This is a genomic window from Ereboglobus sp. PH5-10 (assembly GCF_029504735.1).
GTDB lineage: Bacteria > Verrucomicrobiota > Verrucomicrobiia > Opitutales > Opitutaceae > Ereboglobus.
The window spans coordinates 154,075-171,124 of sequence record NZ_JAQFIP010000007.1 but is presented as its reverse complement, the minus strand read 5'-3'; the positions used below and the strand labels follow the sequence as shown (position 1 = coordinate 171,124).

The 17,050-nt window shown below is 55.1% G+C and carries 16 protein-coding genes, 1 tRNA gene and 1 pseudogene; 7 read left to right on the top strand and 11 right to left on the bottom strand.

All coding sequences use genetic code 11. The features are described from left to right. Positions 1-287: pseudogene (locus M2447_RS07910) on the bottom strand (hypothetical protein); the annotation flags it as partial. A 471-nt stretch (positions 288-758) separates the two neighbouring features. Here M2447_RS07910 and M2447_RS07905 point away from each other — a divergent pair. The 3 genes from M2447_RS07905 (at position 759) to M2447_RS07895 (ending at position 3,657) form a co-directional block, all read left to right on the top strand. Continuing rightward, positions 759-1,913, top strand: a complete 1,155-nt coding sequence (locus M2447_RS07905) for a hypothetical protein (protein ID WP_277511125.1) — start codon at positions 759-761, stop codon at positions 1,911-1,913. 170 nt (positions 1,914-2,083) lie between these two features. After that, on the top strand, positions 2,084-2,503 hold the full coding sequence (locus M2447_RS07900; RefSeq protein ID WP_277558117.1) for a hypothetical protein: 420 nt from the start codon (positions 2,084-2,086) through the stop codon (positions 2,501-2,503). A gap of 224 nt (positions 2,504-2,727) precedes the next feature. Next, positions 2,728-3,657, top strand: coding sequence for a hypothetical protein (locus M2447_RS07895; protein ID WP_277511122.1), 930 nt, complete (start codon positions 2,728-2,730; stop codon positions 3,655-3,657). Positions 3,658-3,703: 46 nt separating this feature from the next. On the opposite strand, the gene M2447_RS07890 is transcribed toward M2447_RS07895, so the two are convergent. Then, a complete protein-coding gene (locus tag M2447_RS07890; RefSeq protein ID WP_161554740.1) occupies positions 3,704-3,964 on the bottom strand; it encodes a helix-turn-helix transcriptional regulator in 261 nt (86 codons plus the stop codon). A gap of 86 nt (positions 3,965-4,050) precedes the next feature. Between M2447_RS07890 and M2447_RS07885 the strand changes: the two genes are divergently transcribed. Beyond that, complete coding sequence (locus M2447_RS07885; RefSeq protein ID WP_277511120.1) at positions 4,051-4,326, top strand: hypothetical protein; 276 nt, start codon at positions 4,051-4,053, stop codon at positions 4,324-4,326. A gap of 27 nt (positions 4,327-4,353) precedes the next feature. On the opposite strand, the gene M2447_RS07880 is transcribed toward M2447_RS07885, so the two are convergent. Next, positions 4,354-4,584, bottom strand: a complete 231-nt coding sequence (locus M2447_RS07880) for a helix-turn-helix transcriptional regulator (RefSeq protein WP_277558114.1) — start codon at positions 4,582-4,584, stop codon at positions 4,354-4,356. Positions 4,585-4,742: 158 nt separating this feature from the next. Here M2447_RS07880 and M2447_RS07875 point away from each other — a divergent pair, with 158 nt between their 5' ends. Next, positions 4,743-7,397, top strand: a complete 2,655-nt coding sequence (locus M2447_RS07875) for an immunoglobulin domain-containing protein (protein ID WP_277558113.1) — start codon at positions 4,743-4,745, stop codon at positions 7,395-7,397. A 270-nt stretch (positions 7,398-7,667) separates the two neighbouring features. Here the strand turns inward: M2447_RS07875 and M2447_RS07870 are convergent, their stop codons facing one another. From M2447_RS07870 to M2447_RS07855, 4 genes are all read right to left on the bottom strand, one after another. Next, positions 7,668-8,816 (bottom strand): hypothetical protein, encoded by a 1,149-nt coding sequence (locus tag M2447_RS07870; RefSeq protein ID WP_277510737.1) that lies wholly within the window; start codon positions 8,814-8,816, stop codon positions 7,668-7,670. A gap of 70 nt (positions 8,817-8,886) precedes the next feature. Beyond that, positions 8,887-9,135, bottom strand: coding sequence for a hypothetical protein (locus tag M2447_RS07865; RefSeq protein WP_277510735.1), 249 nt, complete (start codon positions 9,133-9,135; stop codon positions 8,887-8,889). 641 nt (positions 9,136-9,776) lie between these two features. Then, positions 9,777-11,114 (bottom strand): hypothetical protein, encoded by a 1,338-nt coding sequence (locus M2447_RS07860; protein ID WP_277510734.1) that lies wholly within the window; start codon positions 11,112-11,114, stop codon positions 9,777-9,779. A gap of 100 nt (positions 11,115-11,214) precedes the next feature. Beyond that, a tRNA-Val gene (locus tag M2447_RS07855) sits at positions 11,215-11,291 on the bottom strand. Positions 11,292-11,456: 165 nt separating this feature from the next. Between M2447_RS07855 and M2447_RS07850 the strand changes: the two genes are divergently transcribed. Together M2447_RS07850 and M2447_RS07845 are read left to right on the top strand one after the other, a co-directional pair. Beyond that, entirely contained in the window at positions 11,457-12,710 is a 1,254-nt protein-coding gene (locus M2447_RS07850) for a glycosyltransferase (RefSeq protein ID WP_277558112.1), read from the top strand. Next, positions 12,707-13,765, top strand: coding sequence for a glycosyltransferase (locus M2447_RS07845; protein WP_277558111.1), 1,059 nt, complete (start codon positions 12,707-12,709; stop codon positions 13,763-13,765). Before M2447_RS07850 ends, M2447_RS07845 begins: the two co-directional genes overlap by 4 nt. A 128-nt stretch (positions 13,766-13,893) precedes the next feature. On the opposite strand, the gene M2447_RS07840 is transcribed toward M2447_RS07845, so the two are convergent. From M2447_RS07840 to M2447_RS07825, 4 genes are read right to left on the bottom strand one after another with little or no spacing between them, the layout of a single operon-like run. Further along, a complete protein-coding gene (locus tag M2447_RS07840; RefSeq protein WP_277558110.1) occupies positions 13,894-14,424 on the bottom strand; it encodes a hypothetical protein in 531 nt (176 codons plus the stop codon). 20 nt (positions 14,425-14,444) lie between these two features. Then, a complete protein-coding gene (locus tag M2447_RS07835) occupies positions 14,445-14,987 on the bottom strand; it encodes a hypothetical protein (protein ID WP_277558109.1) in 543 nt (180 codons plus the stop codon). 22 nt (positions 14,988-15,009) lie between these two features. Next, complete coding sequence (locus tag M2447_RS07830) at positions 15,010-15,558, bottom strand: hypothetical protein (protein ID WP_277558108.1); 549 nt, start codon at positions 15,556-15,558, stop codon at positions 15,010-15,012. Positions 15,559-15,576: 18 nt separating this feature from the next. Then, entirely contained in the window at positions 15,577-17,037 is a 1,461-nt protein-coding gene (locus M2447_RS07825) for a tetratricopeptide repeat protein (RefSeq protein ID WP_277558105.1), read from the bottom strand. Positions 17,038-17,050: the final 13 nt, after the last annotated feature.

Here is a 17,050-nt window from a genome sequence, read left to right as displayed (position 1 = left end):
TTGTTCCTCAATGAAAAATGCTTCGTCCGGTTGTCTGCTTCGTTTCCGCCATTCGGCCTATCCATCGGCACATACGTCCCGCTCGCTATCCATACTTCACCGCCCCCATCTGCGGCACAGGCTTCAATGGCTTTTTGCACATCCTTGTAGGCCTCGGCCCAACTTGTGCCCAATGCCTCATCGTTGCCGTCAGTTTTCACGCAATACTGGGCAGCGAAAAGTTTGCCCATCATCGTCAATGCGATGATCAAAACGCTGAATTTTATTTTCATATTTTTATAATTCATAACTAGTTGTAAAATTTTCCAACCCAGACTTAAAAAATTTGAATGGGAATCCTTGGCCGAGCGATTCGCTATGGATTGCTGAGATGTGCTTGCAGATTTGGAGTTCGAAATTACCACTGACGATTTGCTTACAGGTGGTGTGCACGCATCGCACCTGTTATGTTTTTGCATGTCAACGCCCTTTGTCGGGTAAACGTGTTCGCTGCAATCTGCCGTTGGGCTCAGCGCCTTCAGCGAACACCTCGCGGATACATTGACTTTGCGCGCCTTAGGCGCATTGAAGAGGCGCTTATGTTTTTATAATTCGGTAGCGTTCCGATGTGCGTTATTGCGTTGCGGCATGCCGGAAGAGTCGCGCGTTGCGCTCCGGTTCCGGCGTTGTGTGTGTGCGGAAAATGCCCCTTGCATGGCTCTTTTATAACCGTCCGCAATCCGCGGCGGTGGGGTTCGTGCGGGGGCTTTCTCAAACACATGAATATACAACACAACGTCCCCCTGAAGTTCGTCACCGAAACAGGGGAAATCAAACTGGCGCCTGAGGGATTCCTGCGCCTTTTTCGCGCGGCCCAAACCGCGCAAACATCAACCGGCGGCGAGCGCCGCGCCGCCCTCACGAAGGCCGCCATGTTCGACGGATTCACTCCGACAGCCGCCCAAGTCAAAACGCTCGAACGCATCGTCTCTCCGGACCCCGGGACGAAACGCTCCGACCGCGACGCGGCATTGGAGTTGCGCTTCGACACACTCACCATCAGCGCGGATGGCACCGCGTTTACCCGGCTCTACGGCATCGCGATAGACTTCACTCCCGACGAGGGCTGGGCCTATACCGGCTGCGTCGTGCCATACAAATCAATCGACGCCATGATCATCGCGATGAGGGAGAACCTCAAGGCTCCCCCGGATGAATCCACGACCGAGGATCGCTGGATACTCGTGCGCCGTCACGAGGTGCTCAACCTCATCGCATCCTCGCTCTACACCACGATGACACGCGAGGAGCTTGCCAGCGAGGTCCGCACCTTCCTTGAGGGCAAATCGCTCACGGGGGACGGTGGCGTCACCCACGCGCTCGTCGAAATCCGTCCCGATGAACATGGCGCCTTGCGACGGCCCGAGCACAAGCATGGCAGTCTTGACCAAGCGTTCCTTGAATCATTTCGAGAGTTCTTCGACGCGCTGCCGGACCAGCCCGACATCGAATGGCAGGTTGACGCCTACTTCCACGCCAGAACCAGGCTCGAGCGCGAAATCTCCCACGAGGTGTGGCTGCGCCTTCCGGCGATTTTGAGGGCCATCTGGAAGGCGGATAAAATCGAGGACGCCTTCCAGTGGGTCGAGGCGGACGCTGACGCGACGGAAACCACCGGGCTGACGAAAGCCGAAAGTGTCATCGTCAACAACCTCCTGGACAAAATCGTCGAGATGGAATCGCCGCCGTCTCAGGGCGTGAATCCCTTTTATTCCTTCGTCACCGACAGGTTTGGAGCTTTCACCTCGGGGACATGGCCGGAGGCGGATGAGTTCGGAAAACTGCCGGCGGTGAAACGGCGCATCGCGAAGGAAAAAATCATCGAGACGTTCGGATGGGTGGAGCTTTTGCCGCTTCCGGACGATTGCATCTGAGCTGATGTGGCAACACGGGAGCCGCGGTCCTTCGGGCCGCGGCTCCCGCATGATTTGCCCCGCGGGCGTCCTTGCGCGCGGCTTTTTGTATTCATCCGAAATTTCGGCTGAAGGGTTCGTGGGCGAAGACACCCGAAAAAATGACAAGCACCAAACCATGTATCATAAAATTGATACAACCCTCCGGGCGCACCGTGCCCGTTCCCATCGCGCTCCTGCGCGGCCTCCGCAGCATCCATATCTATGGAAAACACGAAACCGAGGCCGATGACGCCAACGCCGCCGAGGAAGGCTTCCGTCAACTCGACAACGACATCGACGTCACCGACGCCCAAGCGCGCACGATCACCGCCTTGACGACGATGAACAGGGGCACCCGCACCAACGACTACGAAACGCTTCTTGAGGCCGGAGTCGCCGAGGCGGTCCTTGATGTCAGCGGCAGAACGATCATCCATGACGGAAAACACATCATCGTTTTCACTCCAAAAAATGGATGGAGGGTGAAAGGCTCCAAGTCGGACTACGCGCCAACCCTGGCGCACCTGCTCGCTTCGATTCACGGTGAAATACCGCCGACATTTGAGTAGGCGCGCAGACTGACAAACCGCCCGCCGACCGGCTTTGCGGAAACAATTCCGCGAGCCGCGAGGCGGGCGGTTTTTGACCGGGGTTTATGCGAAGCCGGTCGTGAAAACGTCGTCACATCAATCCATCAAGAGTAAGCTATCAATAGTAGTATCTTCTTGCCATCGGAACCTGCGATGAAACACTCACGCATGTCTCGCCCCGCACAATTCCAACCACAACCATCATGACCCAGCACTCCATCTCGCCGGCGGACACATCCGCCACGCCGGACAACAAAAAACACGTTCCCACGCGCCGCGAGCGACTGTATGCGCATATCGGAAAACTCCTCGGAATCACCCCGCGACAGTTGATCACCCGCTCGCAACTGAACGCGGAAGTCGCCAGGGCGCTCCGCGATTTCAAAATTGTCCCTCAGGACAGCGCCGCCGGCGACGCGTCCGTCGGCGCTTGCAAAAACCAAACGAAAAACACCGCCATCTTTTTCATCCAGAGCAAGGGCGCCCTCGGCAAAACTTTTTGCTGCGCGCATCTCTACGAATACCTGAAAAACCTCGGTCACAAATTTCTCCTGCACAACGCCGATTCAATCAGTGGGGAACTCGTAAAAATTTTCCCCGAGACAATCCCCAACCGCCTCAAGATAGATCGCTTTGAAAACCAGGACTTGCTTTTCGATTCCCTGCGCGAAGGAAAAAATATCATCGCCGACTTCGAGGGTGGCTTCGCTGTAATAGACGCAATCCTGGATGTGTTTATCGGCAAATTTGACTTCGAGGCATTCTGCAACGAAACTGGCACCAAACTCATTTTGATCGTCCCCGTCGATGGTGGCCACGCCAACACCAAATGCTGGCTCGATCTCAAAAACGCATTTCCCTGGGCCACATTCTTTCAAATCAGAAGAGCGGACGATGATTCGCCGCGCGCGAAATACCCCGAACACCCGCCCGGACGGACCATTTTCATGCCTCACTTGAGCGGAGGCGATCCGGTGAAGCTCGCCTTTTACAGGGAGGGCCTGACAGCCAACATGCTCGCCAATCGCCTCGACATGATCGACGCGATCAACGCCAAGGTTTTCAGGGATATGCTCTACCGGGAGTTTACGAAACTCCTGAATCACATCCCGTCGCCGGGCACGCGCCGGTGATTTGCCCTGGACGCAACCGCGGGCGTGCCCGCGCCGCCGGCTGCGATCAAAGCTTCAGCTTTTTGAGCAGTGTTGACGGAGGCTTGCCCAGCGCCCGGCACACATCGGCGAGCAGGGCGACAGTGATGGTGCGCTGCCCGCGCTCGATGAAACCGATGTAGGAGCGGTGGATGCCGGCCTCGTGCGCGAAATCGTCCTGGTTGAGGCCGATTTTCTTGCGCTCGGCGGCAATCAGCCGTCCGAGCTTCTCGGAGAGCTCCTTCTTGTGTTTGCGCCTCTCGGCGCGGCGTTTTTCACCGGACTTCATGCGGGCACACTGGCAAAAATGGCATAAGGAGTCACCCATGAATAATAGGACATCAATAGTAGTTTATCCTTGCCATGCAATTTCCCGTGAAAACACTCGCCGCGCACGATTCGGAAACGCGCAACTGGCCCGCGCCAAAACAGCGCTCATTTAAATCATTTATGACACCACCGCCCAACGACCCGCCTGATCGGCACCCCTTGGAGGATTTTTTCAACGCGCCGGAGAATCAAAGCGCCTTCCTCAAGTTCCGGATAAGGCTGCATGCCTTCATAGGCAGACTCCTTTGCATACCGCCGCCACGGTTTATCACCCGCGCACAACTCGACGCGGAAATCGATAAAATCAACAGGGACTTATAATATGCGTGGCGCTTCGACGCGGAGATATCAAAGCTTCGCGCGCAAAAAAATGGCCGACGGCTTCGTCCTCAAGACCGCGCAAATGCGCATCAGCATCGACAGCGACACATTTTTCTCACCCCGCTCAATGTTGCCAAAATACGCACGGTTGATGTCCGCCTCCAGCGCGAAACCCTCCTGCGAATACCCCGCCTCCTTGCGGATTTCGCGGATGGCCTGACCGAGAGCTCTTTGCGTCCTGTTCAATGTGGCGGGCATGCCTTCAAATATAACCGTCCGCCTCTTTTAAGGCCACATGCTGACAGGCAGCATTTTTGATTGACTCCCACGTGCGCTGGCGCGGGACTGCACGCATATTATTTGTGTTAAACACGCCTCCGCCCCGGGCCCATGCATTGAACTTACCGCATCCTCCAATGAAGAAGACCAAAATCCTCCTCAGCGCCGGCATAGCCAGCGCTTTCGCCGTCGCGATACTCTATATCGCCGGCATTCACACCAAGGATGCACCCGTGCAACCACAATCCCAAGCCGCCGCAACTTGCACGCACGACCATGCGAAGGAGCCCATCGTGCTCCAAAAGCTTGAAGCGCACCTGACCGCACAGCTCCCGGTGGCCAAGGCCTACCCCGACATCGCCAACGATCCGGAGGCCGTCGCCGCCATGCAGCTCAAGCGCCTGCAAGCCGTCTTTCCGGAGCTCACCGCGTTTCCCGCCAACTGGAAGAACTTCAGCCCCAAAGAAGTGCTGATTGCTCCTTACGAGGACATCCAAATTCCCTTCCAGCTCGACACCGCCAAAACGGTGAAAGCAGCCGAGGGCGAAGATCGCCTCGTTCAAATCTACCGCAATGGCATGCAAGGCGGATACGCCGTCACCGCGGCCACCTCGGATGAAATCCTTACCATCGTCACCGTGCCAGGCTCCGACATCTTCGAAATCCATGTCAACAAGGACAACGAAGTCACCGTGACCACGGCGCCGAACGCCGATTGCGGAACCCAAGAGCCGCCCAAAAAGGCAGCTCATGTGCCCACGCACGCCGCCATGGTTGCAGCCGCCCAACAAGTCGAAATGCCCGTAGGCGTTCTTCAAAGTGGAAGCAACCACGTTTCCAATGTGGTGTTCTTCTATAATCAAGCCACACTTGATAACTTCTCAACATCAGGCACCAACATCCTACCAACCAACCCCACAACCTTGGAAACACGGTATATCGCGCATGTTGAGGCAGCCAATATCACCCTCTCCAACAGCGACATCCCCCTCGAGTGGAACTATGTGGGAGCATTCCAAATGCCAGAATTCCAGCTCATCAGTGACCGTGAACTAAGAGAGCCAGACGGCAGCTTGGTGCCAAATGCGGATTCACCGCTTCACAATGGAATAGAAATCCTTGGGAACTATTCGTTCAACATTATCGACGCACGCAACCAAGAAGCCTACAATTTTGCCATGGCAAAAATTGAAGAAGTCAAAGCGGACCAATCCGTATTCATCGCACAAATCTGGCCAAACCGTCAAGGTATCGCCGGACTTGCTTGGACAGGATGGAAAGGTTCCCCTGCAAGAGCAGCCAGCGTGCGCACAAACGCCAATTACAACACGCTCGCTCACGAGCTTGGCCACAACTTCGGCTGCCTCCACGATCGCAGCACAGAAAATCTTCCGGACTCAGCCGAATACAATTATGGCTTCATTTTTCTCGGAAACGACCAAGGCTGGGAAAACACTAAAATTGGAACCATAATGAGCTATGCCAGCCGCTACATTCCCTACTTCTCAAGCCCATTGCTCACGTTCACCGATGACGCCAGCGTTACTGTAACCATCGGAGTAGCCGAAGGACAATACGGTGCCGCGGACAATGCGCGCTACATGAGGGAAACGGCTCCTGACATGCCGATTAACCGGAATCCCCCGGTTATCCTAACACACCCTCAAGACGTGGAAATCGCGCAAAACGCGAGCTTCACGCTGACGGTCAGCGCTTCGGGCAACGACATGACCTATGCGTGGTATCACAACGGCGTGCAAACAAGCACCACGACCGCAATCTACACTAATTACGGCACCGTGCTTACGTCGGGCACCTACGTTGCGACAATCTCCAACAAATACGGAAATGTCACCAGCAACCCGGCCGTCGTCACAGTGACGCCGATCCTGGCGCCCGTCATCCTGACACATCCTCAAGACGTGACAGTGACCGCGGGAGCCACCTTCACGCTGTCAGTCGCAGCCTCGGGCACCAACCTGACCTACCAGTGGTATAAGGGTGGCGTGGCCATCACAAACGCCAAGTCCACGACCTACACGAAAAACAACAGCGCCACAAGCGACTCCGGCTTCTACACCGTCGTAGTGTCAAACCCTGGTGGCGACACCAACAGCCAAACTGCCACCGTTACGGTAAACCCGCCGCCGCAGCCGCCCAGCATCACGAGCCACCCTCAAAACGTGACCGTGACCGAAGGCAGCAGCTTCACCGTGTCCATCACGGCCTCGGGAACCGGACTCTCCTACCAATGGAAAAAGGCAGGGGCGAACATTGCCGGTGCCACCTCGAGCAGCTACACCAAGACCAACAGCGTCACCACGGATTCGGGTGCCTACACCTGCACCGTCACCAACGACGTTGGTTCGAAGACAAGCAACGCCGCCACCGTCACGGTGAACGCAGCCGGCAAGCCGCCCGTCATCAACAGCCAGCCGCAAAGCATCACGGTTGCCCAAGGCAACACGTTCACGCTCGCGGTTACGGCCTCGGGAGCGGGCCTCAGCTATCAGTGGAAAAAGAACGGCGCCAACATCGCCGGCGCTACATCGAGGACATACTCGAAGGTGGCCGCAACCACTGACAACGGCAACTACACCGTCACGATTAGCAACGCCTACGGCAACGTCACCAGCAGCGCAGTCACCGTAACCGTCACCACAAGTGGCGGCAACACAGGCGGCAATAACAACAGCTCGTCCGGGGGCGGCGGCGGTGGCGGAGCCCCGTCGCTCCTCTACGTCCTCGGACTCGGCGCCACGGCGCTCATCAAGCGGCTGATAAGGCGGTAGATTGGCTACAAGCTCGGCTGCTATTCTGAGCATGGTTACCGCTGAATTTTATTTAACCTCGATATTCTTGGGGAGTATATTACGAGATGAGATATCGTCCCCAGTGCTTTTACTTATAGCTTTGACTGCGTGCGAGACTACAGCGAACTCATAATAGTCCTCCAATTTCGGAGTCGAAATAACCAAGACAAAAAAAGGCACCGCCAATCACTATGACGATGCCCTTTGGTGCTTTTGGCATGGCTTAATAAGCCACTCCGATCTGTCGCGTTACTCCATTTCCATCCCGCCGGGCTTCCTCTCGGTCTCCTCATAATCCTCTTCCATAAGGAATTTTTTAAGCGATTCATTTTCCCGATGAAAAAACTCATTTTTCTGTTTTTCCTCTTCGAATTCTGCTTTTAGTTGATCCGCTTTTTGCACGGTAGTCGCAAGATCAATTTTGAGTTGCTCAATTTCTCGCCTTGCATTTTCGGCATCCTCCTTCAGCTGAAGGTTTTGTTTTTTGAGCTGATCGGGACGTTTAGCAAACCGCCCCAATACTTCTTTAGTGTAGCGTTTTTTGGCGGCATCAAAATAATGCTTAAGCTTGTGTTTGATGCGGAAATCTTGGCATGAAACCACCACCAATTCGGAGAGCTGCCAATCAATGGGAATTTCACCGTGAGTTTTATGAATACGCTTGAAATCCTCCTCGGCAAGTTCGGCGCTGTCCAGAGGCAGTATTCCCGCGCGCGCGAGCCGGAGATCTCCGATATGTTGAGGGCCTAGGCAGCGGATGCCTTTTCTTCCAACACCGCGATCCAGCCACATCAACTCATTGTAATTTGAAACGGCAGTGAATGTGATGTGAAAGTGCAGAACACCCTCTTCGGGATGCAGCTGGACACACATGGCACGCAACCCAGTCTTGGTTTTGAACTCCACCGCCAATGCATAAGCCAATTCCATGAGGAATGGCTTGATGAGTTTGCTTAGCTCCGGATCACGCTCCAATTCCATCAATGCCATGGCATGATCGGGTCGAAACGATATCTCAAGATTCAATACCCCATCGGTTTTGATTTTGCGACGGCGCATGCGTCCGTCGGGACGAATTTCATCCCTCCAATAGAATGATAATTTTTTGATAAGCCAGGTGTGCAGGAGCGCGTGTTTTTCAGATGTCATTTCTTTGCCCTTTGCAGAAATTAGCAGGCCTCCGTCGAGGCTTGGATATTTGAGAACTTTAGGCTCTTTGCTTTCTTCGTGCTTCTTGCTCTTTGGCTGAGGAATAACCGCTAAGAATCGAGAATCTTTTCGGCGCTTTTTGTGAGATCTCAAGGATCTCGACAATTTTTGGTCGTCCGAGTGAATTTTGTCCTTCGAATCAAGATGCATTAGGGTGCGTGGGCGTTTTACTTTGATGATGTGTTTCATATTTGAATATGTTTTGATTGTTGAGCGAATTGCCTGCCCCTCCCCGGCAAAGAAGGGCAGGCGGGGGGGCTTAAGCCTTTTTACCTCCTGCTTGTTTAGCGGCTTCGGCCCGTTTGGCGGCTTCCTTCTGCATTGCGCGCTGCCACCCGACGAAAACACGCTTCACGAGGTTCATATTAAGCAACGCAAGATGCGCGGCTTGAACCTGCGTGACCAGGCTTTCATGTGGATAGTAGCCCGCCTTGAGGATGGCTGCTGTGTATGTCGAGGCGGCTGCCTGGGAGGGCTCCGCCGTTGTAGGATTTTGATTTGCATTCATAGTTTGTTGCCTTGGCGAAAACCGATCCGCCTCCGGCTTCCTTAATATTATAAAAAAGAAACGGTATTCCAAAAATTATTTTCAAAATCTCACTAAAAAATCGATCGTAAGATCTACAAGACATGAAATGGAATATTCGGTTTATGATCAGGGTAATTTGATTTTTTGATATGATTTTATAAACTATGGAAATTTCTTTGTTGTGGGTTTAATACCCCGAGAATTGCCTCGTTTCGCTTGAAACAACAACGGAGTCCGTTGCTTGGTGTTTTATTCAATACACCGCTACTTGCGGCGGGGTTCTTTATTCATACAAACGATTTTTCTAGCTAGGGGCAGAATGGCCAGAATTTTTTCCCGTGTTAACATTACCTTTCGACAAAAATACGGCACCGCTAAACATTTAAAAATTTCCGAATACAATGTCTGCATAGAAATGCGATTCTTAATTCCGATCAGTTTTGCGTGATGGGACTGTTGTTATTTTGACAAAACAGCGCTGATGCCCCGCCTTTTAATAACACGGGCCTCTTAAACATTTAAACTGGCGATCATGGCTCTCGCGATGTCTGAATCCGGAGGAATGTAAAAATGATAGACTACCGGATTCAGCGCACCGACATGATGGCGGCTGAATGCCCTCAGCCCTTCGTCCCAGGTTTCTTTTCCTTGATGGGAAGTTTTAAAAATTCTTCCCACGAGAGCTTCACGGAATCGGGGGTGATCAGAAAATAGCGCGCGGCGTCCGTCTGGTCGGCGACGCCTTCGTATTCCTCGGTCGTCTTCGGATTCGAGTGCTGCGCCAGATACTGAGTGAGCGGGGTGTTCTTAAACGCGGCCAAGTGATAGCTAATGAATGAGTGCCGCCACACGTTGCGCAGTCCGCGGATCCTTTCCTGGTTCTCCGCATCCGATGTGTCCGACGGCCTTATTCCCGCCCGGATCCCCGCATGACGTTTGCCCTCCCGGTAATTCAATGCGCTCATCGCCCATGTCGATTCCGGCGTGTGCGCCAACCATGTCCAGAGATTGTCCGGATGTCCTTGGCGGTAACGCGTGCGTCCGTCTTTTTTTCCTGTTTTGTGAATGCGCGCTACCAGCCTCAGGCCTTTGTTCTCGAAGTTGACGGCGTCCTTCTGGATCAATCCTGCGGTCGTGTAGCGGATGCCTCCGAATGCCTCCAATGCCACGCGCCCAACCACGCGCTCGTCGCGGTTTGCCTTGAAGAACTCAAACGCGTCGCGGAGCGGAATCACGACTGGATCACCGTCCTCCGTTTTTGGCGGCTTGATCAGCAGGCACGGATTTTCAACGGCGCCCCAGCGTTCGCGAAGGGCATAGTCGAAAAATGTCCTCACATGCTTCAGATGGTCTTTTTTTGAATAAGGGCCGATAGGATTTCCCTCATCGTCAACGAGTCCGTCCATCCATTCGCGCACTTCCTCGCGCGACAACTCGCTCAAGCGCTTCGCCCCGTGTTCGTCGCACAGGCGCTTCAAATGTTTCTCAGCATGACGCTCTGCGTCGCGTCCCCAGCTTTGTTCGCTTTTGCGCAAGGCGAAGTATTTTGTGACGGCATCGGTCAACACTAGGCTCTCAATGCGCGCCGTCCCCTGTTTGCTTTTTTTCCACTCATGGGCGACAATAACCGGATCGACGCCCTCGCCGACGATTGCCTGAAACTCCCGATATTTTCGCCACAGGACTGGATCGAATGTGAGCACTTCGCTTCCATGCGCGTCACGTGCTTCCGCAAGGCTGCGAGCCTTGATCTCACGAGATGCCTTGTCTTTGAAGCCGAGGGCTGTCTCTTTTCCATTCTTGCGCCAATGCAAATAAAATGGTGCGGACTTTCGCTCAGGACGAAATGAATAACGCATACCGCGAGGGGGAACCCATTCCCTGCTTCGTTTCACACCTTGTTGAGACAGACCTCGGTTTGCGTCTGGTTTGGACCCTGGTTTGCGTTTGGTTTGCATTCTGGTTTGTGTTTGGTTTGTGTTTTGCCTTCAAACCACCGCAAACCGATTCAGTCAAAAACAAAAGCCGCCCTATGAAAGGCGGCTTTTGCCGGAAAAGTGGTGGACCCTATTGGACTCGAACCAACGACCTCTTCCATGTCAAGGAAGCGCTCTAACCAACTGAGCTAAGGGTCCGTAATTTTGAGGGGCAGAGTAAGGACTTTTCGCATCGGGGTGCGCAAGGAAAAAGTAATGGTCGTTTTTTCCGGGGTTCTTCACGCGGGCTCATCACGCGCCAAGCAACATGCGCGAAAAACTTCTGCTTGGCCTGCGCGGGCAGGTTTTCCAGTCTGACGAGCCTTGCAAAAACCTCGCCTCAAGATCGCCTATCTTTTCACGACGTTTCCGAAAAACACGGAGACGTTCCTCCAGCGCGAAATCATCGCGATGCACCGGCTCGGCGCCGACTTGCGCATTTATTCGTTCTGGGGCGGCGGCGGGACGTTCTGCGGGCTGCCCGTGCGCGCCTTTAACAAATGGCGGCTGCTGGAGCTATTCTGGATCATCCCGTGGGTCGCGGTCACGCGCTGGGATGTGTTTGGCATTTTGTTGCGCGGGCTTCTCACGCGGCGCGCGCCCTCGTGGATTAATTTTTGGGAGAACATGCTCGGCGCGGGTTTCGCGGGTGTGTTTTACCGAGCATTCAAAAAAGATTCCCCCTCGCTCATTCATGCCGCGTGGAGCGGCGCCCCGGCCACGGCGGCGTGGTGCCTTTCGCGCTTGAACAAAATCCCCTACTCGGCGGCCGCGCACGCCTATGATATTTACGAACACGGCGGGGACTGGTGGCTTGACGAAAAACTGGCGGACGCGCGCTTCATCCACACGTCAACAGCGATGGGACGAGCCACGCTCGTTCAGCGCGGCGTGTCCGCGGGCAAGGTCCGCCTGATCCGTCGCGGACTCGACGCGTTCCCCATCATGAATCCGCTGCGCCCCGACCGCTCGCCGATTCGAATCGTGTGCGTTGGCCGCCTCGTTGAGAAAAAGGGCTTCGCGCATCAAATGCGAATCTATGCCGCGCTCCGTGACGCGGGCGTTGCGTTCGAGGCGCGCATCATCGGCGACGGGCCGCTTCGCGAGACACTCGCGCAAACCGCCGCCAAAAACAGCGTCGCCGACAAGGTTGCGCTCATGGGGCATCTCGCCCTGCCCGAAGTCTGGCGGCAGCTCCAATGGGCCGATGTGCTCATTCACACCGGGGTGGTTGCGCGCAGCGGCGACCGCGACGGGCTGCCCAACGTCATCCCCGAGGCCATGTCCGCCGGCGTGCTTGTGATCACATCACCCGCCGCCGCGACCACCGAGGCGATTCACCACGGCGAGACCGGACTCGTTGCCGGTGTCGAGGACATTGACGCCTGGGTGGCCGGCGTGCGCCGTCTCGCAACCGACGACCTTCTCGCCGAATCGCTCCGGGCCGAGGCCCGCCGCTGGGTCGAGGAAAACTTCGACGCGCACAAAAACGCCTCCCAGCTTTACGCGTGCTTTGAACTGGCCGCGCAAACAACAATCGACAACACTGCACGCTCTCAACACCCTGAAACATCATGATCTACTTCGACGTTACCAAAACAGGTCCCGCGAAATACAGTTCCGGTCTTACACGCGTAAGCCATCGCCTGCTCGACGAACTCGCCTCGCAACGATGCACCGCGGTCGTCTGGAAAAAAGGCGGCTGGCGCAATTCCGAGACCGGCCGCGAGATCGCCTTTTCAAAGGCGCGCAACGAATGGCTTTTAACCGTCGAGCTTTTCAGCGAGGGCGAGCGCGAGGGCTTCCGCGAATTCATCGAATCAGGCAAATGCAAACTCGCCGCCGTTTTTCATGACGCCATCCCGCTGAAGCATCCCGAAATCACGCGCCGCAACAGCGTGCTGCGCGCGCCAGACTACATGAAGATGCTCTCGAACTTCGACCGCATCCTCGCCGTTTCCAATTACAGCGCAAACGATCTTCACGAGTTTTGGAGATTCCAGGGCATCGCCCCGCGCGCGACCGTGGAACGCATCACACTCGGCGCGAACTTCCAAAAATACACACCGAGGGCGAGCGCCGCAAACACGCCCGCGGCGGCCAACCCCGCGTTCCTGTGCGTCGGCGCGCTCGAACCGCGCAAAAACCAGAACTTCCTGCTTGATGTGTGCGAGGCGCTTTGGGACGAGGGCCTGCAATTTGAAATGAACTTTGTCGGTCGCGTGAACGAGGAGTTTGGCGAGCCGATCAAGAGTCGCATCAAGACAATGCGCAAAAAATATCGTGGCCTGCACCTGCATGAAAGCGCGTCCGACGACGCCATGCTGGCGCTCTACACCAAATGCCGCGCGGCGCTCTTCCCGACGATTGCCGAAGGCTGCGGCCTGCCCCCGCTCGAGGCGCTCTGGATGGGCCTGCCCTGCGTGTGCAGCGACCTGCCCGTCCTGCGTGAATACACCAACAGCGGTGGTTGCGTAACCGCGCCCGTGAATCATGCCGCCGCATGGAAGGCCGTGTTGCGCCGCATCCTCACCGACGAAACCGAGCTCACCCGTCTGCGTTCCGAGGTTCTTGCGCGTCCGCTCCCCACCTGGGCCGACGCCGCCGCGCAAGTGCGTAAGAGCTTGGTGTGACATTCAACACCATAGAAAAGGCCATTATCACGGTCAGTTGCCGATCGCAGTCTCTGCGATCTCACCAATAAAAAAGCCGCCTGGGGAAACCCGGCGGCTTGAAATTTTTGATGCGCAATACCCGGCAATTACTGGGCTGGCGCAACGGCGGGGGGACGAGCGAGCGGGCTGTCGTTGGCGCGACGGGCGACCATTGCGGCGTAGCGCTGGACTTCCATCTCGGCGTTCTGGCGCTCAATGTATGCGGCCGCGATCTCCTTGCTGAGATCAATCGACTCGCGACTGAGCTTTTCCTTTTCCGCGCGAATCTTGTCCAGTTCCGTCTCAAGCTCCGCAATCTCCCTCTTGTATTTGTTCAGGTCTGCGGTGAAAGTGGCTTCCTCGTCACGGATCTTCTGAAGGCCGGCCTCATACTCCTGCTTCTTTTTCAGTTCCTTTTCGGCCTCTTCCGCCCTGCGTCTTGCGTCGGCCTTATCAGCATTTTCCTTATTTCGTATGCGAAGCGCCTCTTTTTCGTCGGCGATTCGCTTATCTTCCGCCGCTTTCTCGATGCGAGCCTTCTCTTGCGCGGCTTCAATCTTCTTCTTGCTGTCCGCATAGATGAAGAGAAAGGCGACCATTAATACGACGGGGATTCCGATATAGAGTAAACGATTCATGTTACGTGTGATTTAAAGGGTTATTTTTTCGGGGAGGCGGCGGCAAGGCGAGCGGCTTCATTGGCTGCGGCAATGCGTTCGGCCGCCTCCAGTTTTCCGTATGATTGTTCGTAAATTGACTTTTTGGCGGTGACTTCCTTGACGGAGTTTTTGATGTAATCGAGCTGGGCGTGCTGCAGTTTGATTTGCTCCCGTGCGCGCCGCAGCTGGGCATCCCCCGCGCTACGATCTTCCGTGAGCTTGAGTTTTTGCTTATACGCGCGTTCGCGCTCTTGCAACGCATCGGCGAGCGCGTCGCGCGCCGACTGCATTTGAGCCTTTTGCGCATCTTCCTCAATGCGCTTTTTTTCGCGTTCCGCGGCGCGAGCCTCGGACTGGGCCACCGCTATCGCACGGGCGCGGTCACGGTCTTCCTTGTCCTTTTTTATTTTGGCTTGAATTTCAGCCTGTTGCTTGGCGTTGGCCTCCTCGGTTCTCTGATGAATGACCTTTCTCTCGCTTAGATAGAAAAAGAGAAAGATACTCGCCAGTATGATCGGGATGATGAAATAGAGTTTTCTCATTTTGAAATCGAAATGTGTTGGGTCAGCTTTTCTTTGCCTGCGCTTTCAGTGCTTCCGCCTGCTTGATCGCGGCGGCAGCGGCGGCGTCCATTCGAGCCAGCGCTTGCTCATAGAGTCTCTTGTTTTGGCTAACCTCGCTGGCCGCTGTTCCGTAATATTCCGATTGGATGCGTTGCAGTTTGAGTTGTTCCTGCACCGCCGCCAGTTGATCGTTCGCAACGGAACGGCTGTCCAAAAGATCGGTGAGGCGCTTGCTTTGGCGTTCGCGTTCGCGATAAACGAGGTCGCGCGAATCCTTGGCTGCTTGCACTTCGGCGGCCTTGCGCTCCTCCTCTTTTTTTCGCTCCTCGATCTCCTTGATTCGCCTGTCAACATCGGCGCGAGCGATTCGGTATGCTTCCTGTCGCAATTCCACGTCACGCTTGGCGCGTTCTAGCTGCTCCTGCTCCTGTTGTTTTTTACGCTGAACTTCGCGTTCATGGAGCTCGGCCTTGACGCTTGTGTAGAAAAAGGAAAAGCAGATGACACCGATTATCGGAACTATGAAGTAGAGGGCTGTGAGTTTTTTCATGGCCTGTAATTTTCGGGATTATTTGGCGGGTTGCTGTGCGTTCTTGGTTTGTTCCCCAGCCTTGGAATCGCCTTCTTTTTTCTCGGCTGGCTCATCCTTCTTCAGGTTGCGATTGCGGTCATCGATGGCCTCCTTGATGGCGCGCTGAACCTCGCGGGCGTTTTGATTTTTGGGATCAACCTCGAGGGCTTTTTCCACCGAGGCGAGTGCCTCGTCCAGCTCCTTGAGTTCAAAGTGCAAATAACCGATGAAGAACAAAAGCGACGCGGTCCTGTTTTTATCCACGCCCTTGTCGCGCGCCACTTTCATAAACTCGAGCGCCTTTTGGTATTGTTCGTTACCGTAGTAGAGATAGCCGATTTGCATATCGAGATCGCCCGAGTCCTTGAAAATCTTGGATGCGTCAACAAGCGTGTCGATGGCCTTCTGGGTCCGATTGAGCTGAAGGTAACAACTTGAGAGGAGCTCCCAGTTCTTTTGGGTGTTCTCAACTTTTCCGTTGCGGAGCCCGTCCTCAAGAATGTCGACCGTGCCTTCAAACTGGCCTGAGTTGAAATAGCAGGCGAGTTTGCGCTGGTAATCCCCCGGCGCGGTCATGAAGCCGTTGGATTGGGCGCGCTCAATGGTGTAGACGGCCCTGGCATAGGCGTCGTTGCGCAAGAAGGAGCCTTCGGGGAGGACTTCGGCGGAGCCGAGATACATCGAGAGAAGCATGGTCCAATACTGGGAGCTCTTGGGATTGGCGGCGACCATGAGCTCCAAATACTTGGTGGCTGTCTCGTAGTCGTTGGCCGCTTGCGCGATGGCAACCAGCAGTTGGTAGATTTGCTCCCGCGCCCGGATGTTCATGGTCAGCGCGTTTTGGCATTCCTGCTCGGCTTGTTTCAAAAGTTCCTTGTCAACTTCCTTGGCGGCGCCACCGCCTGTCGCCTGCTGGTAAAGAATGGACGCGGCATAGTGATAGGCCTCAAATGTCGGCTTTTTTGTTTTTGAGAGCCACTCGCGCACCATGGAAAGTGCCTTGGCAAACTTGGTGCTCTGAATTTCCGTGTTCTTTTCCGTGCTGGCGTCCTGAACATACAACTGGGCAAGCATCCACGTAATTCCCAGTTCCTGTTCGATGCCAAAATACTTGTATTCCTTGGCGAGGCGGTAAACTGTCTCCAAAAGAGGGATCGTTGAGGTGTAATCCTGCTTGTTGATATAAGCCTGAGCCTTCAATTGCGTGAGGTAAGCGGTGTCGTAGCTGTCCGGTTTGACTTGGGCGAGCAGGGTGTTGATGTCGTTGATCGCGCCATCCAAATCGCGGGGTTCCTCAACGATCTTTTTTCCGATGGCCTGAATGCTTTCGGAGACCTTTTCCGAAAGCTCCGGCTTGGGCGCCTGCTGCGCCACGAGGGAAATGGATGTGATGGCCGCGATCAGCAATATGCCGAGCTTGGCCGGGAAGGATGAAAGTGTTCGTCTATTGCGGGACATGGGATGGGCGAGA